Origin of the sequence: Cryptosporangium arvum DSM 44712, assembly GCF_000585375.1 — a bacterium.
GTDB classification, from domain to species: Bacteria; Actinomycetota; Actinomycetes; order Mycobacteriales; family Cryptosporangiaceae; genus Cryptosporangium; species Cryptosporangium arvum.
The window spans coordinates 3,466,826-3,483,436 of the sequence record NZ_KK073874.1 but is presented as its reverse complement, the minus strand read 5'-3'; the positions used below and the strand labels follow the sequence as shown (position 1 = coordinate 3,483,436).

At 71.9% G+C, this 16,611-nt stretch carries 16 protein-coding genes; 11 read left to right on the top strand and 5 right to left on the bottom strand.

Annotation, left to right across the window (positions count from 1 at the left end):
* The first annotated feature begins 133 nt into the window (after positions 1-133).
* The 4 genes from CRYAR_RS16075 to CRYAR_RS16060 are packed head-to-tail and all read left to right on the top strand — an operon-like array spanning position 134 to position 3,448.
* Positions 134-970, top strand: coding sequence for a 3-hydroxyacyl-CoA dehydrogenase family protein (locus tag CRYAR_RS16075; protein ID WP_157017755.1), 837 nt, complete (start codon positions 134-136; stop codon positions 968-970).
* A 9-nt stretch (positions 971-979) separates the two neighbouring features.
* Positions 980-1,270: an acyl carrier protein gene (locus CRYAR_RS16070; RefSeq protein WP_035851729.1), complete on the top strand. Its 291-nt coding sequence runs from the start codon at positions 980-982 to the stop codon at positions 1,268-1,270.
* The gene (locus CRYAR_RS16065; protein WP_035851727.1) at positions 1,263-2,378 is read left to right on the top strand and encodes an acyl-CoA dehydrogenase family protein; all 1,116 of its coding nucleotides are present in this window, start codon (positions 1,263-1,265) and stop codon (positions 2,376-2,378) included. Before CRYAR_RS16070 ends, CRYAR_RS16065 begins: the two co-directional genes overlap by 8 nt.
* 2 nt (positions 2,379-2,380) lie before the next feature.
* Positions 2,381-3,448: an HAD-IIIC family phosphatase gene (locus CRYAR_RS16060; RefSeq protein WP_035851725.1), complete on the top strand. Its 1,068-nt coding sequence runs from the start codon at positions 2,381-2,383 to the stop codon at positions 3,446-3,448.
* 6 nt (positions 3,449-3,454) lie between these two features.
* On the opposite strand, the gene CRYAR_RS16055 is transcribed toward CRYAR_RS16060, so the two are convergent.
* Positions 3,455-4,117: an O-methyltransferase gene (locus CRYAR_RS16055; protein ID WP_035851724.1), complete on the bottom strand. Its 663-nt coding sequence runs from the start codon at positions 4,115-4,117 to the stop codon at positions 3,455-3,457.
* Positions 4,118-4,230: 113 nt separating this feature from the next.
* Between CRYAR_RS16055 and CRYAR_RS16050 the strand changes: the two genes are divergently transcribed.
* The 6 genes from CRYAR_RS16050 to CRYAR_RS16025 all read left to right on the top strand — a co-directional run bounded on the left by CRYAR_RS16050 (position 4,231) and on the right by CRYAR_RS16025 (position 11,330).
* Positions 4,231-5,973, top strand: coding sequence for an ABC transporter ATP-binding protein (locus CRYAR_RS16050; protein ID WP_035851722.1), 1,743 nt, complete (start codon positions 4,231-4,233; stop codon positions 5,971-5,973).
* A complete protein-coding gene (locus CRYAR_RS16045) occupies positions 5,970-7,847 on the top strand; it encodes an ABC transporter ATP-binding protein (RefSeq protein ID WP_035851719.1) in 1,878 nt (625 codons plus the stop codon). The genes CRYAR_RS16050 and CRYAR_RS16045 overlap by 4 nt, the downstream gene beginning before the upstream one ends.
* A 64-nt stretch (positions 7,848-7,911) precedes the next feature.
* Positions 7,912-9,108: a hypothetical protein gene (locus CRYAR_RS16040; protein ID WP_157017753.1), complete on the top strand. Its 1,197-nt coding sequence runs from the start codon at positions 7,912-7,914 to the stop codon at positions 9,106-9,108.
* Positions 9,109-9,139: 31 nt separating this feature from the next.
* The gene (locus CRYAR_RS16035; protein ID WP_035851714.1) at positions 9,140-9,397 is read left to right on the top strand and encodes an acyl carrier protein; all 258 of its coding nucleotides are present in this window, start codon (positions 9,140-9,142) and stop codon (positions 9,395-9,397) included.
* Complete coding sequence (locus CRYAR_RS16030; protein WP_035851711.1) at positions 9,394-10,533, top strand: acyl-CoA dehydrogenase family protein; 1,140 nt, start codon at positions 9,394-9,396, stop codon at positions 10,531-10,533. Before CRYAR_RS16035 ends, CRYAR_RS16030 begins: the two co-directional genes overlap by 4 nt.
* Positions 10,530-11,330 (top strand): class-II aminoacyl-tRNA synthetase family protein, encoded by an 801-nt coding sequence (locus tag CRYAR_RS16025; protein ID WP_035851710.1) that lies wholly within the window; start codon positions 10,530-10,532, stop codon positions 11,328-11,330. The genes CRYAR_RS16030 and CRYAR_RS16025 overlap by 4 nt, the downstream gene beginning before the upstream one ends.
* Positions 11,331-11,338: 8 nt before the next feature.
* Here the strand turns inward: CRYAR_RS16025 and CRYAR_RS16020 are convergent, their stop codons facing one another.
* Both CRYAR_RS16020 and CRYAR_RS50175 read right to left on the bottom strand, forming a co-directional pair.
* Positions 11,339-11,899, bottom strand: coding sequence for a TetR/AcrR family transcriptional regulator (locus CRYAR_RS16020; RefSeq protein WP_035851709.1), 561 nt, complete (start codon positions 11,897-11,899; stop codon positions 11,339-11,341).
* A gap of 28 nt (positions 11,900-11,927) precedes the next feature.
* Positions 11,928-12,050 carry a hypothetical protein gene (locus CRYAR_RS50175; protein ID WP_281174587.1) on the bottom strand — a complete coding sequence of 41 codons (123 nt, stop codon included), beginning with the start codon at positions 12,048-12,050 and terminating at the stop codon, positions 11,928-11,930.
* A gap of 53 nt (positions 12,051-12,103) precedes the next feature.
* Between CRYAR_RS50175 and CRYAR_RS16015 the strand changes: the two genes are divergently transcribed.
* On the top strand, positions 12,104-14,995 hold the full coding sequence (locus tag CRYAR_RS16015) for an AAA family ATPase (RefSeq protein WP_169745041.1): 2,892 nt from the start codon (positions 12,104-12,106) through the stop codon (positions 14,993-14,995).
* Between the two features lie 172 nt (positions 14,996-15,167).
* Here CRYAR_RS16015 and CRYAR_RS16010 read toward each other — a convergent pair whose 3' ends face one another.
* Entirely contained in the window at positions 15,168-15,599 is a 432-nt protein-coding gene (locus CRYAR_RS16010) for a hypothetical protein (protein ID WP_157017751.1), read from the bottom strand.
* Between the two features lie 40 nt (positions 15,600-15,639).
* Positions 15,640-16,611 (bottom strand): SDR family oxidoreductase, encoded by a 972-nt coding sequence (locus CRYAR_RS16005; protein ID WP_035851705.1) that lies wholly within the window; start codon positions 16,609-16,611, stop codon positions 15,640-15,642.

Here is a 16,611-nt window from a genome sequence, read left to right as displayed (position 1 = left end):
CCACTCAACCCATCTCGGCGGGGCACTGGTCCGGGCTCCACATCCTGGGCACGACGGTTCGGGAAAAACCTTAGGAACAGGACGCCTGGACCGGCGTTACCGTGAGCCGGCGATGACGAGGGGAGGACTGCTGATGACACAGGAGCGTGGTCTCGCGATCCTGGGCGCCGGCGTCATGGGCACGGGCATCACCACGCTCGCGCTCGCGCACGGCATCCCGGTGACGCTCATCGACGTCTCCGACGAGGTGCTCGCCGACGCGCGGGACCGGGTCCGGCAACAGCTGCGGCACGCCCAGCTGATGGGGGCCGTGCCGGGCGCGGTCGCGGCCCTCACCACGAGCACCGACCGCGGTGCCGTCGGGAACGCGGTCGCGGTGGTCGAGGCCGTCGTCGAGGACGTCGAGGTGAAGACGTCCCTGCTGGGTGACGTCTGCGCGCGGCTGGACGAGGGCACACCGCTGGTGACCAACACGTCCGGCATCCCGATCGACGAGCTGGCCAAGGCCGTCGGCCGGCCGCACGAACTGGTCGGGATCCACTTCATGAACCCCGCCTACCTGATCACCACGGTGGAGGTCGCCCGCGGTAGCGCGACCGGCGACGCGGCGATGGACACGATCACCGCGCTGCTGGCCCGGATGGGGCGGCGCGGCATCGTCGTGCGGGACTCCCCCGGCTTCGTCACCAGCCGGCTGCTGCACCCGATGATCAACGAGGCCGCCCGCATCGTGGGCGAGGGCGTGACGTCGGCGGCGGCGGTCGACGAGCTGATGCAGGCGTGTCTCGGCCACCCGACCGGGCCCCTGCGCACCGCCGACCTCATCGGACTGGACAACCTGGCCGACGCGCTGCGGGCGCTCGCCGATCGGACCGGCATCGATCGCTACCGGCCGTGCGAGCTGCTCGAGGAGAAGGTCGCGGCCGGGCACCTCGGGCGCAAGTCAGGTCAGGGTTTCTACGAGTACTGAGAGGCTTTCGTGAGCACAGTTCCGGAGCAGACCGAACGGGTCTCCGCCGACGTCGTCGAGCAGGAGCTCGGCGCCTACCTGCGGGAGCGACTCAACACCCCCGTGCCGAACGACACCGACCTGTTCGCGGCGGGGCTCGTCAACTCGATGTTCGCGATGGAGCTCGTCGTCCATCTCGAAGGGACGTACGGCGTCGCGATCGTCGGCCCGGACCTGCGGCTGGACAACTTCCGCACGATCACGCAGATGGCGGCGCTGGTCCAGCGCCTGTCCGCCGCGCCGGACGGCGGCGATGCCTGACTGGCTCGCCGACGCCCGCGCGGTTCTCGACGCCGGTGTCGGCGACTCGGCCGCGGAGTGGGACCTCGCCGGGCTGCTCCCCGAGGACCTGCTGCGCGCGCTCGGCAAGCGCGGTGTGCTCTGCGCCGAGGTGCCCGCCGCCTACGGCGGCCTGGCCGCGACGAGCGTCGACAACGGGGCACTCACCGCCCACGCCGGCGCGCTGTGCAGCTCGCTGCGCAGCGTCATGACGTCGCAGGGCATGGCCGCGTGGACGATCAGCCGGCTCGGCGACGCCGGCCAACGCCGGCGGTACCTCTCCCGGCTCGTCGACGGTGATCTGGCCGCTGTCGCGTTCAGCGAGGCCGATGCCGGCAGCGACCTGTCGGCGATCGCGACCACGATCACGTCCGACGGCGACGGCGTCGTCGTGGACGGGCAGAAGGTGTGGACCACTGCCGCGCGTTACGCGGACCTCATCGTCGTGGTCGGTCGCCACGGTGACGGTGGCGCCGCGGTGGTCGTGCCGACGGACGCGCCCGGCGTGACCGTGACACCGGTCGCCCACCCGAGCGGCTGCCGTGCCGCGGGGCATGCCGACGTGCGCCTCGACGGGGTACGGCTGCCCGCCGACGCCGTGCTCGGCGGCGGCCAGCAGCTGGCGATGCTCGTGACCACCGCGCTCGCCTACGGCCGCATGTCGGTCGCCTGGGGGTGCGTCGGCATCCTGCGCGCGTGCCTGACCGAGGCGTCCGCGCACGCCGCGCGCCGGCACCAGTTCGGCAAGCCGCTGGCCGAGCACCAGCTCGTCGCCGGGCACCTCGCCGATCTGCTGGCCGCCGAACGCGCGGCCACCGCGGTGTGCGAGCACGCGAGCCGCTGCTGGGACGACCGGTCGCCGGAGCTCGTGATGGCCACCGTCGTCGCCAAGTACGTGAGCTCCACGTCGGCGGCGCGCTGCGCGGCCGACGCCGTGCAGGTGCTCGGGTCGGTGGCCGCGCGCGACGGGCACGTGGTCGCCCGCGCCTACCGCGACGCGAAGCTCATGGAGCTGATCGAAGGCACGAACGAGATCTGCCGGCTGCTGCTCGCCCAACACGCCGTGTCCGGTACGACACGAGGACGGTGACGATGAAGACCGTGAAATGTGTGGTCTGGGACCTCGACAACACCCTCTGGAACGGCACGCTGCTGGAGGGCGACGACGTACAGGTCACGGCCGAGGCCCGGCACCTGCTCGAACTGCTCGACTCGCGCGGCATCCTGCAGGCGGTGGCGAGCAAGAACGACCACGACCACGCCTGGGCCAAGCTCGAACAGCTCGGCGTGGCCGACTACTTCGTAGCCGCGCGGATCGGCTGGTCGGTCAAGTCCGAGTCGGTCCGGCAGATCGCCGAGGAGCTCCGCTTCGCCGAGTCGACGATCGCGTTCATCGACGACCAGCCGGCCGAACGGGCCGAAGTGGAGTACCACCGGCCCGACGTCCGCTGTTACGACGCGGCGCGGATCCCCGAGCTGGGTGCGCTACCCGACCTCACGCCGCCCGTGGTCACCGCCGACTCGCGCAACCGCCGCGGCATGTACCGGGCCGCCGCCCGCCGGGACAGCGCACGCGAGGAGCACACCGGCCCGGACGCCGACTTCGTCCGCTCGCTGGACCTGGTGATGCGCATCGAGCACGCGACCGAGGAGCACCTCCTGCGGGTCGAGGAGCTGACGCTGCGCACCAGCCAGATGAACGCCACCGGCGTCCACTATTCGCTCGAGGCGCTGCGGGCGCTGCTCGACGATCCGGCGCACCGGGTGCTGGTCGTGTCGATGGCCGACCGGTTCGGGCCGCACGGCGCGGTGGGCGTCGTACTCATGGAGGTCGGCGGCCCGGCGTGGCACTTGAAGCTGCTGGCGACGTCGTGCCGGGTGGTCGCGTTCGGCGCGGGTGCGGTGCTGCTGCGCTGGCTCGACGACCAGGCCGCGCGCGCCGGTGCACACATCCTGGCCGACTTCCGGCGCACCGAGCGCAACCGGATGATGGAGATCGCCTACCGGTTCAGCGGTTTCACCGACGACGACTGCGCCTGCCGCGCCGCGCTCGGCTTCGCCGGGGACGGGCTGCAGCGGCTGCACCTGGTCACCGCGGAGCAGCCCCCGCCGGACACGATGACGCTGGAGGCGCCGGAGCCCGCGGGGACCGCTCGCTGACGGAGTTCACACCCGACGGAGCAGCGTGATGCCGTCGGCCGTCGGGAGCAGGGTCAGCTCGACCCGCGGGTCGTCGCGCACGAGCTCGTTGAACTCCCGGATCGCCCGGGTGTCGACGTCGGTCGCGGCCGGGTCGACGACCCGGCCGAAGAACAGCGTGTTGTCGACGACGATGAGCCCGGCCGGCGCGAGCAGCGCCAGCGCCGCCTCGTAGTACCGCGCGTAGCCGGCCTTGTCGGCGTCGATGAAAACGAGGTCGACGGAGCCGGGGCCCAGCTCGGTGAGCAGCGCGGCGAGGGTCCGGGTGGCCTCGCCGATCCGCAGGTCGATCCGGTCCGCGACGCCGGCGCGCTTCCACGCGGGCGCGCCGATGTCGGGCCACTTCGGGCTGATGTCACAGGTGATGACCCGGCCACCGGGGCGCACCGCCCGGGCCATGCACAGCGTGCTGTACCCGGTGAACGTGCCGACTTCGACGACGGTGGACGCGCCGGTGAGCCCGACGAGGAAGGCGAGGAACTGCCCCTCCTCGGCCGGTACCTGCATGGCGGTGCCCATCGGGAGGAGCGCGGTCTCCTCGCGCAGCGAGCGCAGGATCTCGTCCTCGCGCAGCGACACGCGTCGCACGTACTCCGATAGTTCCGGGGTGATCGAGAGTTGTCCGGCCATGGCGCGACCGTAACCGCGCCCAGCCCGGCAAATCCCCAGTCAAAGACTGGTGAATCCCGGCCCCGGACTGCGGTGGACTGCACCCACTGACACCGTATTCAGGAGCGCCGCAGGTGCTGATCCGACTGCTGCGAAGCTACTCCCGGCCGTACCGCCGGCATCTGGTCGTGCTCGTGGTGCTCCAGCTCGGCCAGGTGGCCGGTTCGCTGCTGCTGCCGACGCTCAACGCGGCCGTCGTCGACAACGGGCTGATCAAGGGCGACCCGGGTTACATCCGGCGGCTCGGCGTCGTGATGGTGCTCGTCGCGATCGGGCAGCTCGCGTGCGCGGCCGGTGCCGCGTACCTCGGGCCGACGGTGGCGATGTCGATCGGTCGCGACCTGCGCGCGGCGGTCTTCCACCGGGTGCTGAGCTACTCCGGCCGGGAGGTCGCCCGCTTCGGGGCGCCGTCGCTGATCGCCCGCACCGTGAACGACGTCCAGCAGGTGCAGACGCTCGTCGAGCTGGCCGCGGGCGCCGCCGTGACCGCGCCGATCATGTGCGTGGGCGCGGTGGTGCTGGCCTTCGGGCAGGACAGCGCGCTGGCGCTGATGGTGCTGGGATTCGTGCTGGTGATCGGCGTCGTCGTGGTGGTGTCGCTGCGCCGCCTGAGCCGGTTGCACGACCTGCTGCAGGCCGGCGTCGACCGGCTGAACCGGATGCTGCGCGACCAGATCACCGGCGTCCGGGTGATCCGCGCCTACCGGCGCGACCAGCACGAGCTGTCGTCGTTCGAGCGCGCCAACCACGACCTGGCCGACGTCAGCCTGCGGGTCTGGCGGCTGGTCGCCGTGATGTACCCGGTGATCCTGATCGTCACGACCGGCTTCACCGTGGCGCTGCTGTGGTTCGGCGCGCTGCGCATCGACGACGGGCTGATGGCACCCGGCACGCTCACCGCGTTCCTGGGCTACCTGGTCCTCGTGCTGGTCTCGGTCATCATGGCCACGCTGATGTTCCTGAGCGCGCCGCGGGCGCACGTCTGCGCCGAGCGGATCACCGAGGTGCTCGAGACACACGCCAGCGTGGTGGCACCCGCGCACCCGCGCACTCCGGCTCCGACGGCCTCCCGCGGTGCCGTCCTCGAGCTGCGCGGCGTCGGGTTCCGCTACCCGGCGGCGGCCCGGCCGGCCTTGCACGGGGTCGACCTGTGCGCGGCGCCGGGCGAGACGGTGGCGGTGCTCGGCCGCACCGGCAGCGGCAAGTCGACGCTGCTGGGCCTGGCACCGCGGCAGTACGACGCCACCGCGGGCGCGGTGCTGCTCGACGGCGTCGACGTGCGTGAGCTCGAGCCGTCCGCGGTCGCCGCGGCGGTCGGCCTGGTGCCCCAGCGGCCGTACCTGTTCGCCGGCACGGTGGCGAGCAACCTGCGGTTCGGCAACCCGAAAGCGACCGCCGACGACATGTGGCGCGCGCTGGAGATCGCCCAGGTCCTGGCCGAGGTCGAGCGGCTGCCGCTGGGCCTGGACGCGCCGGTCTCCCAGGGTGGCGCGAACTTCTCCGGCGGCCAGCGGCAGCGCCTAGGCATCGCGCGCACCCTGCTGCACCGGCCCCGCGTCTACCTGTTCGACGACTGTTTCTCGGCGCTGGACAACACGACGAACGAGGCGTTGCAGGACGCGCTGGCACCGCACCTGCACGGCGCCACCGTGATCCTGGTGACCCAGCAGGTCGGCCGGGTCAGCCGGGCTGACCGGATCGTCATGCTCGAGCAGGGCCGGGCGGTCGGCACCGGCACCCACCACGAGCTGATGCGCGACTGTGCGCCCTACCGCGAGCTCGCGCTCTCCCAGCTCACCGCGCAGGTGGCGCGATGAGCCCAGCCCGGCGTCTGCTGCGCATGCTGCGGCCGTTCCGCCCCGCCGTGCTGGTCATCATCACGTTCGGGCTGCTCAGCGCCGTGCTCAACCTGGTCGGCCCGCTGCTCATGGGGCGGGCAACCGACCTCGTCGTCGCCGGTTACCTCAGCCGCGGGCTGCCGTCCGGTACCACCAGCGCGGAGGCGATCGCCGCGCTGCGCGCGCAAAACCGCGACAGCCTCGCCGCCGTGCTCTCCACAGTGGATTTTGCTCCCGGCGCCGGCATCGACCTCGCCGCCGTCGGGCGGCTCCTCGGCCTGACCCTCGTGCTCATGGTCGCCGCGTCGGTGCTCACCGCGGTCCGCGACCGGCTGACCGCGCGCATCGTCCAGCGGGTGGCCGCCGGGCTGCGCCGCGACGTCGCGCGCAAGCTCACCCGGCTGCCGCTGAGCTACTTCGACGGTCACCCGCGGGGTGAGCTGCTCAGCCGGGTCACCAACGACGTCGACAACTTCCAGCAGGTGGTGCAGCAAGGCGTCGGGCAGCTGATCGGCGCGGCGTTCTCGATCGTCGCGGTGATCGCCGTGATGTTCGCGCTCTCGCCGCTGCTGGCCGTCCTCGTGCTCGCCGGTACGCCGCTGTCGATCGCCGTGATGACGCTCATCAGCAAGCGCTCGCAGCCGCGGTTCGACGCGCAGTGGGCGGCCACCGGCGCGCTGAACGCCCACATCGAGGACATCTACAGCGGACACGCGCTCGTCGTCGGCTACGACCGCCGTGACCTGGCCGCGGAGGCGTTCGACCGGCACAACGACGCGATGCGCCTCGCCGGGGCCCGGGCCCGTTTCCTGTCCGGCACGCTCGAGCCGGTGATGACGTTCGCCGGCAACCTCAACTACGTGCTCGTCGCGGTCGTCGGTGCGCTGCGGGTGGCGTCGGGCTCGCTGTCGATCGGCTCCGTGCAGGCGTTCATCCAGTTCGCCTGGCAGTTCAACCAGCCGGTCGGGCAGCTCGCCGCGATCGCCGCGCAGCTGCAGTCGGGCCTGGCGTCGGCCGCGCGGGTCTTCGAGCTGCTGGACACCCCGGAGCAGAGCCCGGACCCGTGGCCCCCGGTCGTGCCGGGCCCGACCGTCGGGCGGGTGGAGTTCGACCGGATCGCGTTCCGGTACTCCCCCGACACTCCGCTGATCGAGTCGCTGTCGCTGGTGGCCCGACCGGGGCAGACGGTCGCGATCGTCGGGCCGACCGGCGCGGGCAAGACGACGCTGGGCAACCTGTTGATGCGCTTCTACGAGCCCACCGCCGGCCGCGTCCTGCTCGACGGCACCGACATCCGCGACCTGACCCGCGACGACCTGCGCTCGCGCATCGGGCTCGTCTCCCAGGACGTCTGGCTCACCCGCGGCACGGTGGCCGAGAACATCGCGTTCGGGCGGCCGGACGCCTCGCGGGCCGACGTCGTCACCGCCGCCGAGGCGACCTGCGTCGACCAGTTCGTGCGCGGTCTGCCCGACGGTTACGACACCCGGCTGGACGACGAGCACACGACGCTCAGCGCCGGGGAGAAGCAGCTCGTCACGGTTGCGCGGGCCTACCTGGCCCGCCCCGCGATCCTCATCCTGGACGAGGCGACCAGCTCGGTCGACACCCGCACCGAGGTGCTGATCCAGCGGGCGCTGCGGTCGCTGCGAGCCGGGCGGACCACGTTCGTCGTCGCGCACCGGCTCTCCACGATCCGCGACGCCGACGTCATCGTGGTGATGGACGCGGGCCGGATCGTGGAGATCGGCGCGCACAACGAGCTGGTCGCGGCCGGTGGCCGCTACGCCCGGCTGTACGCGACGGGCACGGCAGCGCCGCTCGAAGAAGACGGCGGGGCAGATGAACGCTAGGGATTTCCCGCCGCACCCGGTGCTTCGATGGCGTTCAGTTTCCTCGAGATCCTCGGGAGCCGGCATGCGGCCTGTCGCTGGAAAGCCCTACTCCCGGAAGATGTCGCTCGCCGAGCGCGTCCAGCTCGCCAACCCACCGGGCATCCACACGTACATCCAGCTGTTCGTCGAGGGCACCGGGACGCTCGACCCGCGCGCGCTGTCCGCGGCGGTCGCGGCCGCGTCGGACGCCTGCCCGGGAGCGCGCCTGACCCGCCGGGGCCGGCGCTGGGTCGACAGCACGACGCCACCGGCCGTCCGGGTGCACGACGGCGACACCCTGGACCGGTACACGTTCGACGGCCTCGACACGATGTTCCGCCCGCTGTCCGGGCAATGCGGCGCGCCGACCTGCGAGGTGGTGCAGCTGACCGGCGCGCGCCCCGGCCTGGTGTTCCGGGTCCACCACGCCGCCATGGACGGCATGGGCCTGCTGCTCTGGGCCGGCGAGGTCTTCCGCGCGCTGCGTGGCGAGGAACCGCAGCCGGCCGTCTCCGACCTGACGATGTCCGACGTACTGCGCGCGCACGGCCCCGGCGAACGCCCGCCGCCACCGCGGATGACCTCGGCACCGCCGCTGCGGGCCCGCGCGACGCTGGAGCGGCGCGGCACGTTCTTCCTGCGCCGCACGCTGCCGACCCCGCACTGGGCGAGCGTGCCGAAGATCGCGGTCGCGCTCACCCGGCTGTGCGCGCTCGGCACCGGCTACTTCACGATCCCGATCGACCTGCGCCGGCACGTACCGGACGTCCGCTCGACCGCGAACCTGTCCGGAGCGGTGCTGGTGTCCGCCGCCGAGGACGCGACCTGGCTGCAGGTGTACCGGCAGCTGCAGCGGGCGCTGACCGCGAACCAGGACCTCTGGACGCTCGGCGGGCCGCGGCTGATGGACGCGTTCGGGCGGTTGCCGATGGGCGTGCTCCGGCCGATGGTGCGCACCGCGGACGGCCTGCTGGCCCGGGGCGGAGTGCCGCAGCCGGCGTTCGCGCTGGCCCACTTCGGGCTCCTCGACCTCGCCGCGTACAGCGGCGGGGGCTTCGCCGCGAGCACGGCCTACGTGCTGCCGACGTGCGGGCTCAACGTCATGCCGGTGCTGACGATCGTCGAGACCGCGAAACGGACCGAGCTCGTGCTGTGCGGCGACGACGGTCCCGGAATGGCCGGACTCGGCGGCCGGCTGCTGGACGGCATCAAAACCTCACTCGCGGCACTGCCCGCCTGAGGATCCGCAGTGCTCGCAGAGAGGAAGTGACATGCACGAGGAAGTGAGGGCGGTGCTGCGCACCGTGCCGAAGCTGGCCGGTGTCGTCGACACGCTCCCCGTCGACGCGGACCTGTGGGCCGCCGGGATGGACTCGTTGACGAGCGTCCACGTGATGGTGCGGCTGGAGGACCACTTCGACCTGCAGTTCAGCGAGGACGCGCTCACCCGCGACACGTTCGGCAGCATCCAGGCCATCGCCGCCGCCGTCTCCGCGGTCGTGGCGTCCCGGGAAGGGGTCACCCGATGAACAACGGCTGGACCGATGACGTCGACAAAGCCGTGGCGTACGCCGCGGACCGGGCCGCCGAGGCGGCGGCGGAGGTCGACCGCGACGCCCGCTTCCCGTCCGAGGCGGTGGCCGCGCTGCGCGAAGGCAACCTGCTCAACGCCGCGGCGCCGGTCGAGATGGGTGGCCTGGGCCTGAACCCGGCCGAGCTGGTCACGATCTCCACCCGGCTCGCCCGCGCCTGCGGCGCGACCGCGATGGTGTGGGCGATGCACCAGATCCACCTCGCCTGCATGGTCCGCCATCATCCCGAATCGGCGATGGTGAAGCGGTCGATCGACGAGCAGTGGCTGGTCTCGTCGGTGGCGAGCGAGCCGGGCATCGGCGGCGACCTGCGCAGCAGCCGGGCCGGGGTGGGCGGTGGCGAGGGCGGATCGCACACGCTGGTGAAGCAGGCCAGCGCGGTGTCCTACGGCGCCCACTCCCAGGGTTACCTGGTGACCGCGCGCGCCGACGAGGGCGCGGTGGCCGGTAACCAGGTCTCCGTGCTGGTCAGCCGGGAACAGACCACACTGGAGCAGACCGGCACGTGGAACACGCTGGGGATGCGCGGCACCTGCAGCCCGGCCTTCCACCTCGACATGGTCTTCGACCAGGACCAGATCCTCCCGGTGCCGTTCCGCGACATCGCGGCCCGCACGATGGTGCCGATGTCGCACCTGCTGTGGGCGGCCATCTGGGTGGGGCTCGCGACCGAGGCCGTCGACCGGGCGATCCGGGCCAGCCGGGCCAAGAGCCGCGGCCCCGCCGTCGCGGACAACCCCAACCTCGGCCTCGCGCACGTCCGGCTGGCCGGGCTCAAGGCGCAGCTGACCGCGGCGACGCTCGCCGCCGACCCGGTCCTCGTCGGCGACGAGGAGCCGACCCTGGCGCTCACCGTCGAACTCAACGACCTGAAGATCGGCGTGTCCGAGGGCGCTGTCGACGTCGTCCGGCTCGCGCTCGGCGTCTGCGGCCTGGCCGGGTTCGGCGAGGCCGGCCCGTACTCCGTCGCCCGCATCATGCGTGACGTGCTGTCGGGTCCGGTGATGATCGGCAACAGCCGCCTGGTCGCGGCCAACTCCCAGATGCTGCTGATGTCCGGCGGCGCACGGTGACGACGTCCAGCACGCTGGGCACTCCCGGCGTCCGGCTGACGCCGCGGTCCGAGGCCGAGCTGGTCGACGGGTTGCGAAGGGGTATCGACCGGCGCTTCGGCCCTTGCGTGGAGCATTTCGTCGCGCCACCGGTGATCGACCGCCGCGTCGTCGAGCTGGTGGGTTACCCGGAGTCGTTCCCGCAGTTGCTGGGGTCGGTGTACGGCGCACCGCAGGGCGGGCCCGTCGCCGCCACCGACCTCGTGCTCACCGCGGCCGCCTGCCACCACCTCTATCCCGTGTTCGCCGACCGCGCGCTGGCGTCGCCGGTCGTCGCCAGCGTCGAGGCCGCGTGTTACCGCGGCGAGGCGACCAGCGAGACCGGGCGGCTGCGGTCGTTCCGCATGTACGAAGTGGTGTGCCTCGGCCCGGCCGGCGCGGTCGAGGAGTGGCGCGACCGCACGCTGACCGGTGCCGCCGGATGGCTGCGGGAGCTGGGGCTCGGCATCAACGTCGTCGCCGCCAACGACCCGTTCTTCGGCCGGACCGGGGTGCTGCTGGCGTCGACGCAACGGTCGCAGGGGCTCAAGTCGGAGTTCACCGCCGAGGTCGACGACGGTCTCGTGCAGGCGATCGCGTCGGTCAACTACCACAAGGAACACTTCGGGGAGGTGTTCGGCATCGCCGACGCCGACGCCGGTACGGCGCACAGCTCGTGCCTGGCGTTCGGTCTCGACCGCGTCGTGCTCGCCCTGCGCCGACGCCACGGCGACGACGTGTCCGGGTGGCCGCCCGAGGTCCGGTCGCTGCTGTCGTAGGTCCCCCGCTACGGGGCGGCGCGGTCGCGGATCGTGTCGAGCGCCGCCTCCGCCGCCCACGCGGCGGCGTCGGCGATGTCACGCCGGTCCATCCCGAACTCGCGGCGGAACGTCACCCGGGCCCCGGCGGAGTCCAGGTGTGACAGCGCCGCGACGACCGACCGGCGCTCCGCCGCGCCGAGGGACGGCACCTCGGCGTCCAGCAGCCGCTCGAGCTGCGCCCGGCCTGGTGACGGCGCCGCGCCGCTCACACCGCGCATCGCGGTCTCGGCGACGACGTGCGCGAGCTCCGGCCGCGCGTCGTACCGCTGCATCGCGTCGCGGATCGCCAGTGGGACGTCGAAGATCGAGGCCGACTCCTCCCGGGCGAACAGCGTCGCCTCGATCCACGCCGCGGTCGCCAGCAGTAGGTCGACACGCGTCGGGAAGTTGCGGAACACCGTGCGCTCGCCGATACCGGCCCGGCGCCCGATGGCCCGGTTGGACACGTCGTCGCTGCCCACCTCCTCGATCAGCTCGGCGTAGGCGGCGAGGATCGCCGGCTGCGTGCCACTCAGCGCCGGGGTCACCGCTGCACCCGCCCCGCGCCGCCCTCGGTCATGGCTGCGCCCACGTCGCCTCGGGCAGACGAGCGAGCACGGTGCCCACGGCGCGGTCGAACGCGTCGCAGATCTCGTCGGCATCCAGGTCGAAGCCCGTGCGCAGCCGCGCCCAGAACATCGCGATCGTCCAACAACTCGTTCATCAAGGCCAGCTCGACCTCTCGGCCGACCATGGACATCGCGTCGCAGGAGCGCCCCGGCGTAGATAGGGTTCGTTCATGTTCGCGTGCGTGGTTACGCAGCCGGCTCAGGGCGTTCGCATCTGTGGTTGAGTGGAACCGGCGACTTGACGTGGCCCCCTCGACCGGGTCGGAGCTGCGGGGCCGCGTCGCGGAACTGGAGGTCGTCCGCAAGCTCCTCGACGACGCCCGCGCCGGTAACAGCGCAGCCCTGGTGGTGCACGGCGATCCGGGCATCGGCAAGACCGCGCTCGCCGAGGCGGCACTCGGCCGGTTCACGACCAGGATGCGGGTCGAGCGCACGGTCGGCGTCGAATCGGAGATGGAGCTGCCCTACGCCGGCCTGCATCAGCTGACCGCGGGAATGCTCGATCGGGCTGCCGGTCTACCAGCCCCTCAGCGCGACGCGCTGGAGAGAGCACTCGGCCTACGCACCGGTGACGCCCCGAGCCCTTTTCTCATCGGTGTGGCCGTTCTCGGGCTCCTCACCGAGGTGGCCGTCGAGGGACCGATCTGTTGCTTGATCGACGACACGCAGTGGCTCGACGACGCTTCCCGACAAGCCCTGGCCTTCAGCGCCCGCCGGTTGGGTTCCGAAGGCGTCGTGCTGGTCTTTGTGATGCGAACGGTCGACGCGACGTTCCGCGGACTTCCCGAGTTGGCCGTGCCCAGTCTGAACGACGACGACGCCCGCGGGCTATTGGCCCAGGTTCTGCCCGGCCGGATCGACGCGCGGGTCCGAGACCGCCTCGTCTCCGAGGCACGCGGGAATCCGCTCGCGCTGCATGAACTGCCGTCGGCTCTGAGCCCCACCGAGATCGCCGGGGGCTACACGGTCGCGGGGAATACGACGCTGACCACCCGGATCGAAAAGAGTCTGCTGGATCAACTCGGCAGCCTGCCGGAGGCCGCCCGCCGGGTACTGCTGGTGGCCGCAGCGGACCCGACCGGCGATCCTCAGCTGCTCCGGGCGGCGGTCCGTGGGCTGTCATTGAGCCCGGACGCGATCGACGAGGCCGAACGCTCCGGCGCGCTCACCCTCGGTACACGTGTCGGTTTCCGGCACCCGTTGATCCGTTCGGCGATCTATCGCACCGCGTCACCGCCCGACCGGCGCCGAGCACACGCCGCACTCGCCGAAGCGACACCGGTCGAACTCGATCCGGACCGGCGTGCCTGGCACCGCGGCCAGGCCGCGGTCGAGCCGGACGAGGAGATCGCCGGGGTGCTGGAGGAATCGGCCGTGCGGGCACGGGGTCGCGGAGGCGTCGCCGCGGCCGCGGCGTTCTTGGAGCGGGCGGCCGCTCTCACCCCCAGGCCGGCCGACCGGGCACGCCGGCTGCTGGCCGCGTCGCGGGCCAAACTCGAAGCCGGCGCCCCGGAGGCCGCCGAGCGGTTGCTGAGCGTCCTGCCGGCCGATGCCCTCGATCCGATCGGCACGGCCCAGGTCGCGCTCCTCCGTGCGCAGGCCGACTTCGCCCGGCGCCGGAGCCCGAGAGTCGTGCGTGAGATCCTGGCCGCTGCGAGTTGGCCAGACGTCCACGACGCGGACTTCGTGCGCAAAGCGCATTACGAGGCTCTGTTCATCGCGCAGTACACACTCGGAGGTACACGGTCTGATCCCGGCACAGGTGATGTCCCCTTCAGCGATCTCTGCCGGGCGGTGTTCGACGCGACCGACGCCGACTCCACTCACCCGATGGACCTGTTGCTGCGTGGCCGCGCGCTGATCGGGCTCGGAAAACGCGCGGAGGCGATCCCAGTGCTCCGCCGCGCCGTGGCCGGCCTCATCGACGCGTCCGCGCCCCTCATCCCCTCCCGATCGGCCGGCCTGGACAGCAACGCCGCCATCGAAACCTGGGACGTGGACGCGCTGTGGACCTTGTCCGATCGGCACGTCGGGCTGGCGCGTGCCGACGGGCAGCTGACCGTGCTTCCGCTGGTCCTGTCGTACGCCGGCGCCGCCCGGTTGGCGCAGGGCCGACTCGCCGAGGCCGAACTCATCGCGGACGAGATCGACGTGATCAAAGACGCGATCGGGCACCCGTTCCGGCGGACCCACCGGTTGCTGACCGCGGCCTGGCGCGGAGACACCGGGACCGTGTCGCGGTTGGCCAGTGAGCTCCGGCAGAACGTCGCCGCGGGAGACCTGGTCACGCCGACCATCGCCAACTTCGCCGAGGCGATTCTGGCCAATGGTGTCGGCAACCCGGAGGACGTGTTGCGGGTCGGCCGTGGGGAGTTGGATCAGATCCACCTGCTCACCTACAGCTCACGCATCCTGGCCGAACTGGTCGAGGCGGCGGTGCGGGTCGGCGACCGAGCCATCGCCGACCGCGCGCTCGCTGAGCTCACCGCACTCACCGAGCCGGTCGGCGGGGACTGGGCGCTGGGCATGCTCGCGGCCGGCCGGGCGCTGACCAGCGATCCGGCCGACGCCGAGGCCCACCACCGCGAAGCGGTCGAACGCTACCGGCGGGGTGGTCTCGCTGTGTACGAGGGCCGCGCTCGGCTGGCCTACGGGGAATGGCTGCGCCGCCGTCGCCGCCGCATCGATGCCCGGGGCGAACTCCGCACCGCGTACGAGTTGCTGTCCGGTCGTGGCGCGGCCGCGTTCGCCGCGCGGGCACGCCGCGAACTCGAAGCGACCGGGGAAACGGCCCTGAGCCGCCTGGTCGATCCCGGCGACGCGTTGACGGTGCAGGAGGCGAACGTGGCGCGCCTGGTTGCGGACGGCCTGTCGAACCGCGAGATTGCCGCCCGCCTGTTTCTTAGCGTCCGGACGGTGGAGTACCACCTCCGCAAGGTGTTCCTGAAGCGCGGCGTCCGGTCCCGGCGTGACCTGGCGGATGCGCTGCGCGCGGAAGGCACGGCCCGGCTGTGACGAATGCACCGGCGCGCAATGTCGCGCGCCGGTACGTTCGACGACTTCCTCCGGGAGGTGTACCAAAAACTGGTCAAGGTAGTCGTGTTTCTGCGGCGCGACGGTCTCGCAGGCCGAAGACGCGGTCGGGGCAGTGATGGCCGACGTGTACCCGCCGTTTGACGACCTGCAGTCACCTTTCCGCAGCGGAAGGCTCGCGCGTCCGGATGTGATAGCCGAAGAACAGCAGAGCGATCGTCAGTACGAACTCGATGCCGAGTCCGGTCCCGACCGCCACCGCGTCCTGCACCGGGAACCCGTCGAAGTTCGTCACGTGATACACGAAATGCGTCCCGCAGTACACCGCGAAGCCGGCCAGTCCGGCCATCACGATCTTGTACTCCAGTACCACGGCGGCGATCACCAGCACGGTGACGATCGCGAGATTGAGCCCGCCGACGTCGGCCACCAGGTGCTCGTTGTACGGCGGGTCGAGCCGCACGGTCGGGAAGTCGTCGAAGAACGACCGCGGAAAGAAGTACTGCCACGCACCGACCAGCCCGTCGAGGCCGGCGAGCAGAATCAAGCCGACGCGCATCCAGCGCCAAGAGGTCTCCCATGTCATGCGACAAGGACTCCGCATCCCGGAAGTTCGTGACAGTGACCTATGCGGCGTCGGCGAGGGGTACCAGGCTCTCCGCTGTCGCTACCACCGCGCCCTCTGCCGAGCGGGGATCCCAGCCGAGGACGGTCCGGATCCGCTCGATCCGGTACGCCTTCGCCGGTACCTCCGGCCCGGTTGCTTCCTCGGTCGGGAATCGATCGGCCAGCGCGGGGAACCGGCGCCGAAGGATCCGGGCGATTTCCAGGTAGCTGCCTTGTGCTCCGGCGAACGGGTCGTCGGCCGCGGCCGAGGTGCAGAGGAACCGCTTGCCGGCGGCGTCCGGCGTCGTCATGGCCCGGATGTGCGCGTCGGCCACGTCACGCACGTCGACGATGCCGAACGACGCCTTGGGCACGGTGGGCATCCTGCCGTCGAGCATGGCTCTGACCAGGCCGATCGACGTCGAGTAGTCCGGTCCGAGGACGGGTCCGAAAATGCCGGTCGGGTTGATCACAGCCAACTCCGCCCCCACCGAGGCGGCGTAGTCCCAGGCGGCGCGCTCGGCGATCGTCTTGGAGCGGATGTAGGCGGGCAGATCGCCGGCCGGATCCGTCCAGTCCGACTCGTCATACGGCCGGTCGAGCGCATCCCCGTAACCGATCGCCGCGAACGACGACGTCAGCACGGTCCGGCGGACACCGGCCGCGGAGGCCGCACGCAGCACCCGCACGGCGCCGTCGCGCGCCGGCGCGATGATCTCCTCCGGGTCCGACGGCTCACCCGCCGGGAACGGGGACGCTACGTGCAGGACGTACTCGCACCCCTCGACGGCGGCAACCCACCCGTCGTCGACCGTCAGGTCGGCTTCGGCGAACGTCAGCGCGGCGCCGGGGCGGGCCACCATCGCCCGGACCTCCCCGGCCCTCCGCAGCGACCGCACCGTCGTGCGGACCTCGTGACCGGCGTCGAGCAACCGGACGATCGTGTGCGCACCGACGAAACCGCTGCCGCCGGTGACCAATACCTGTGCCAT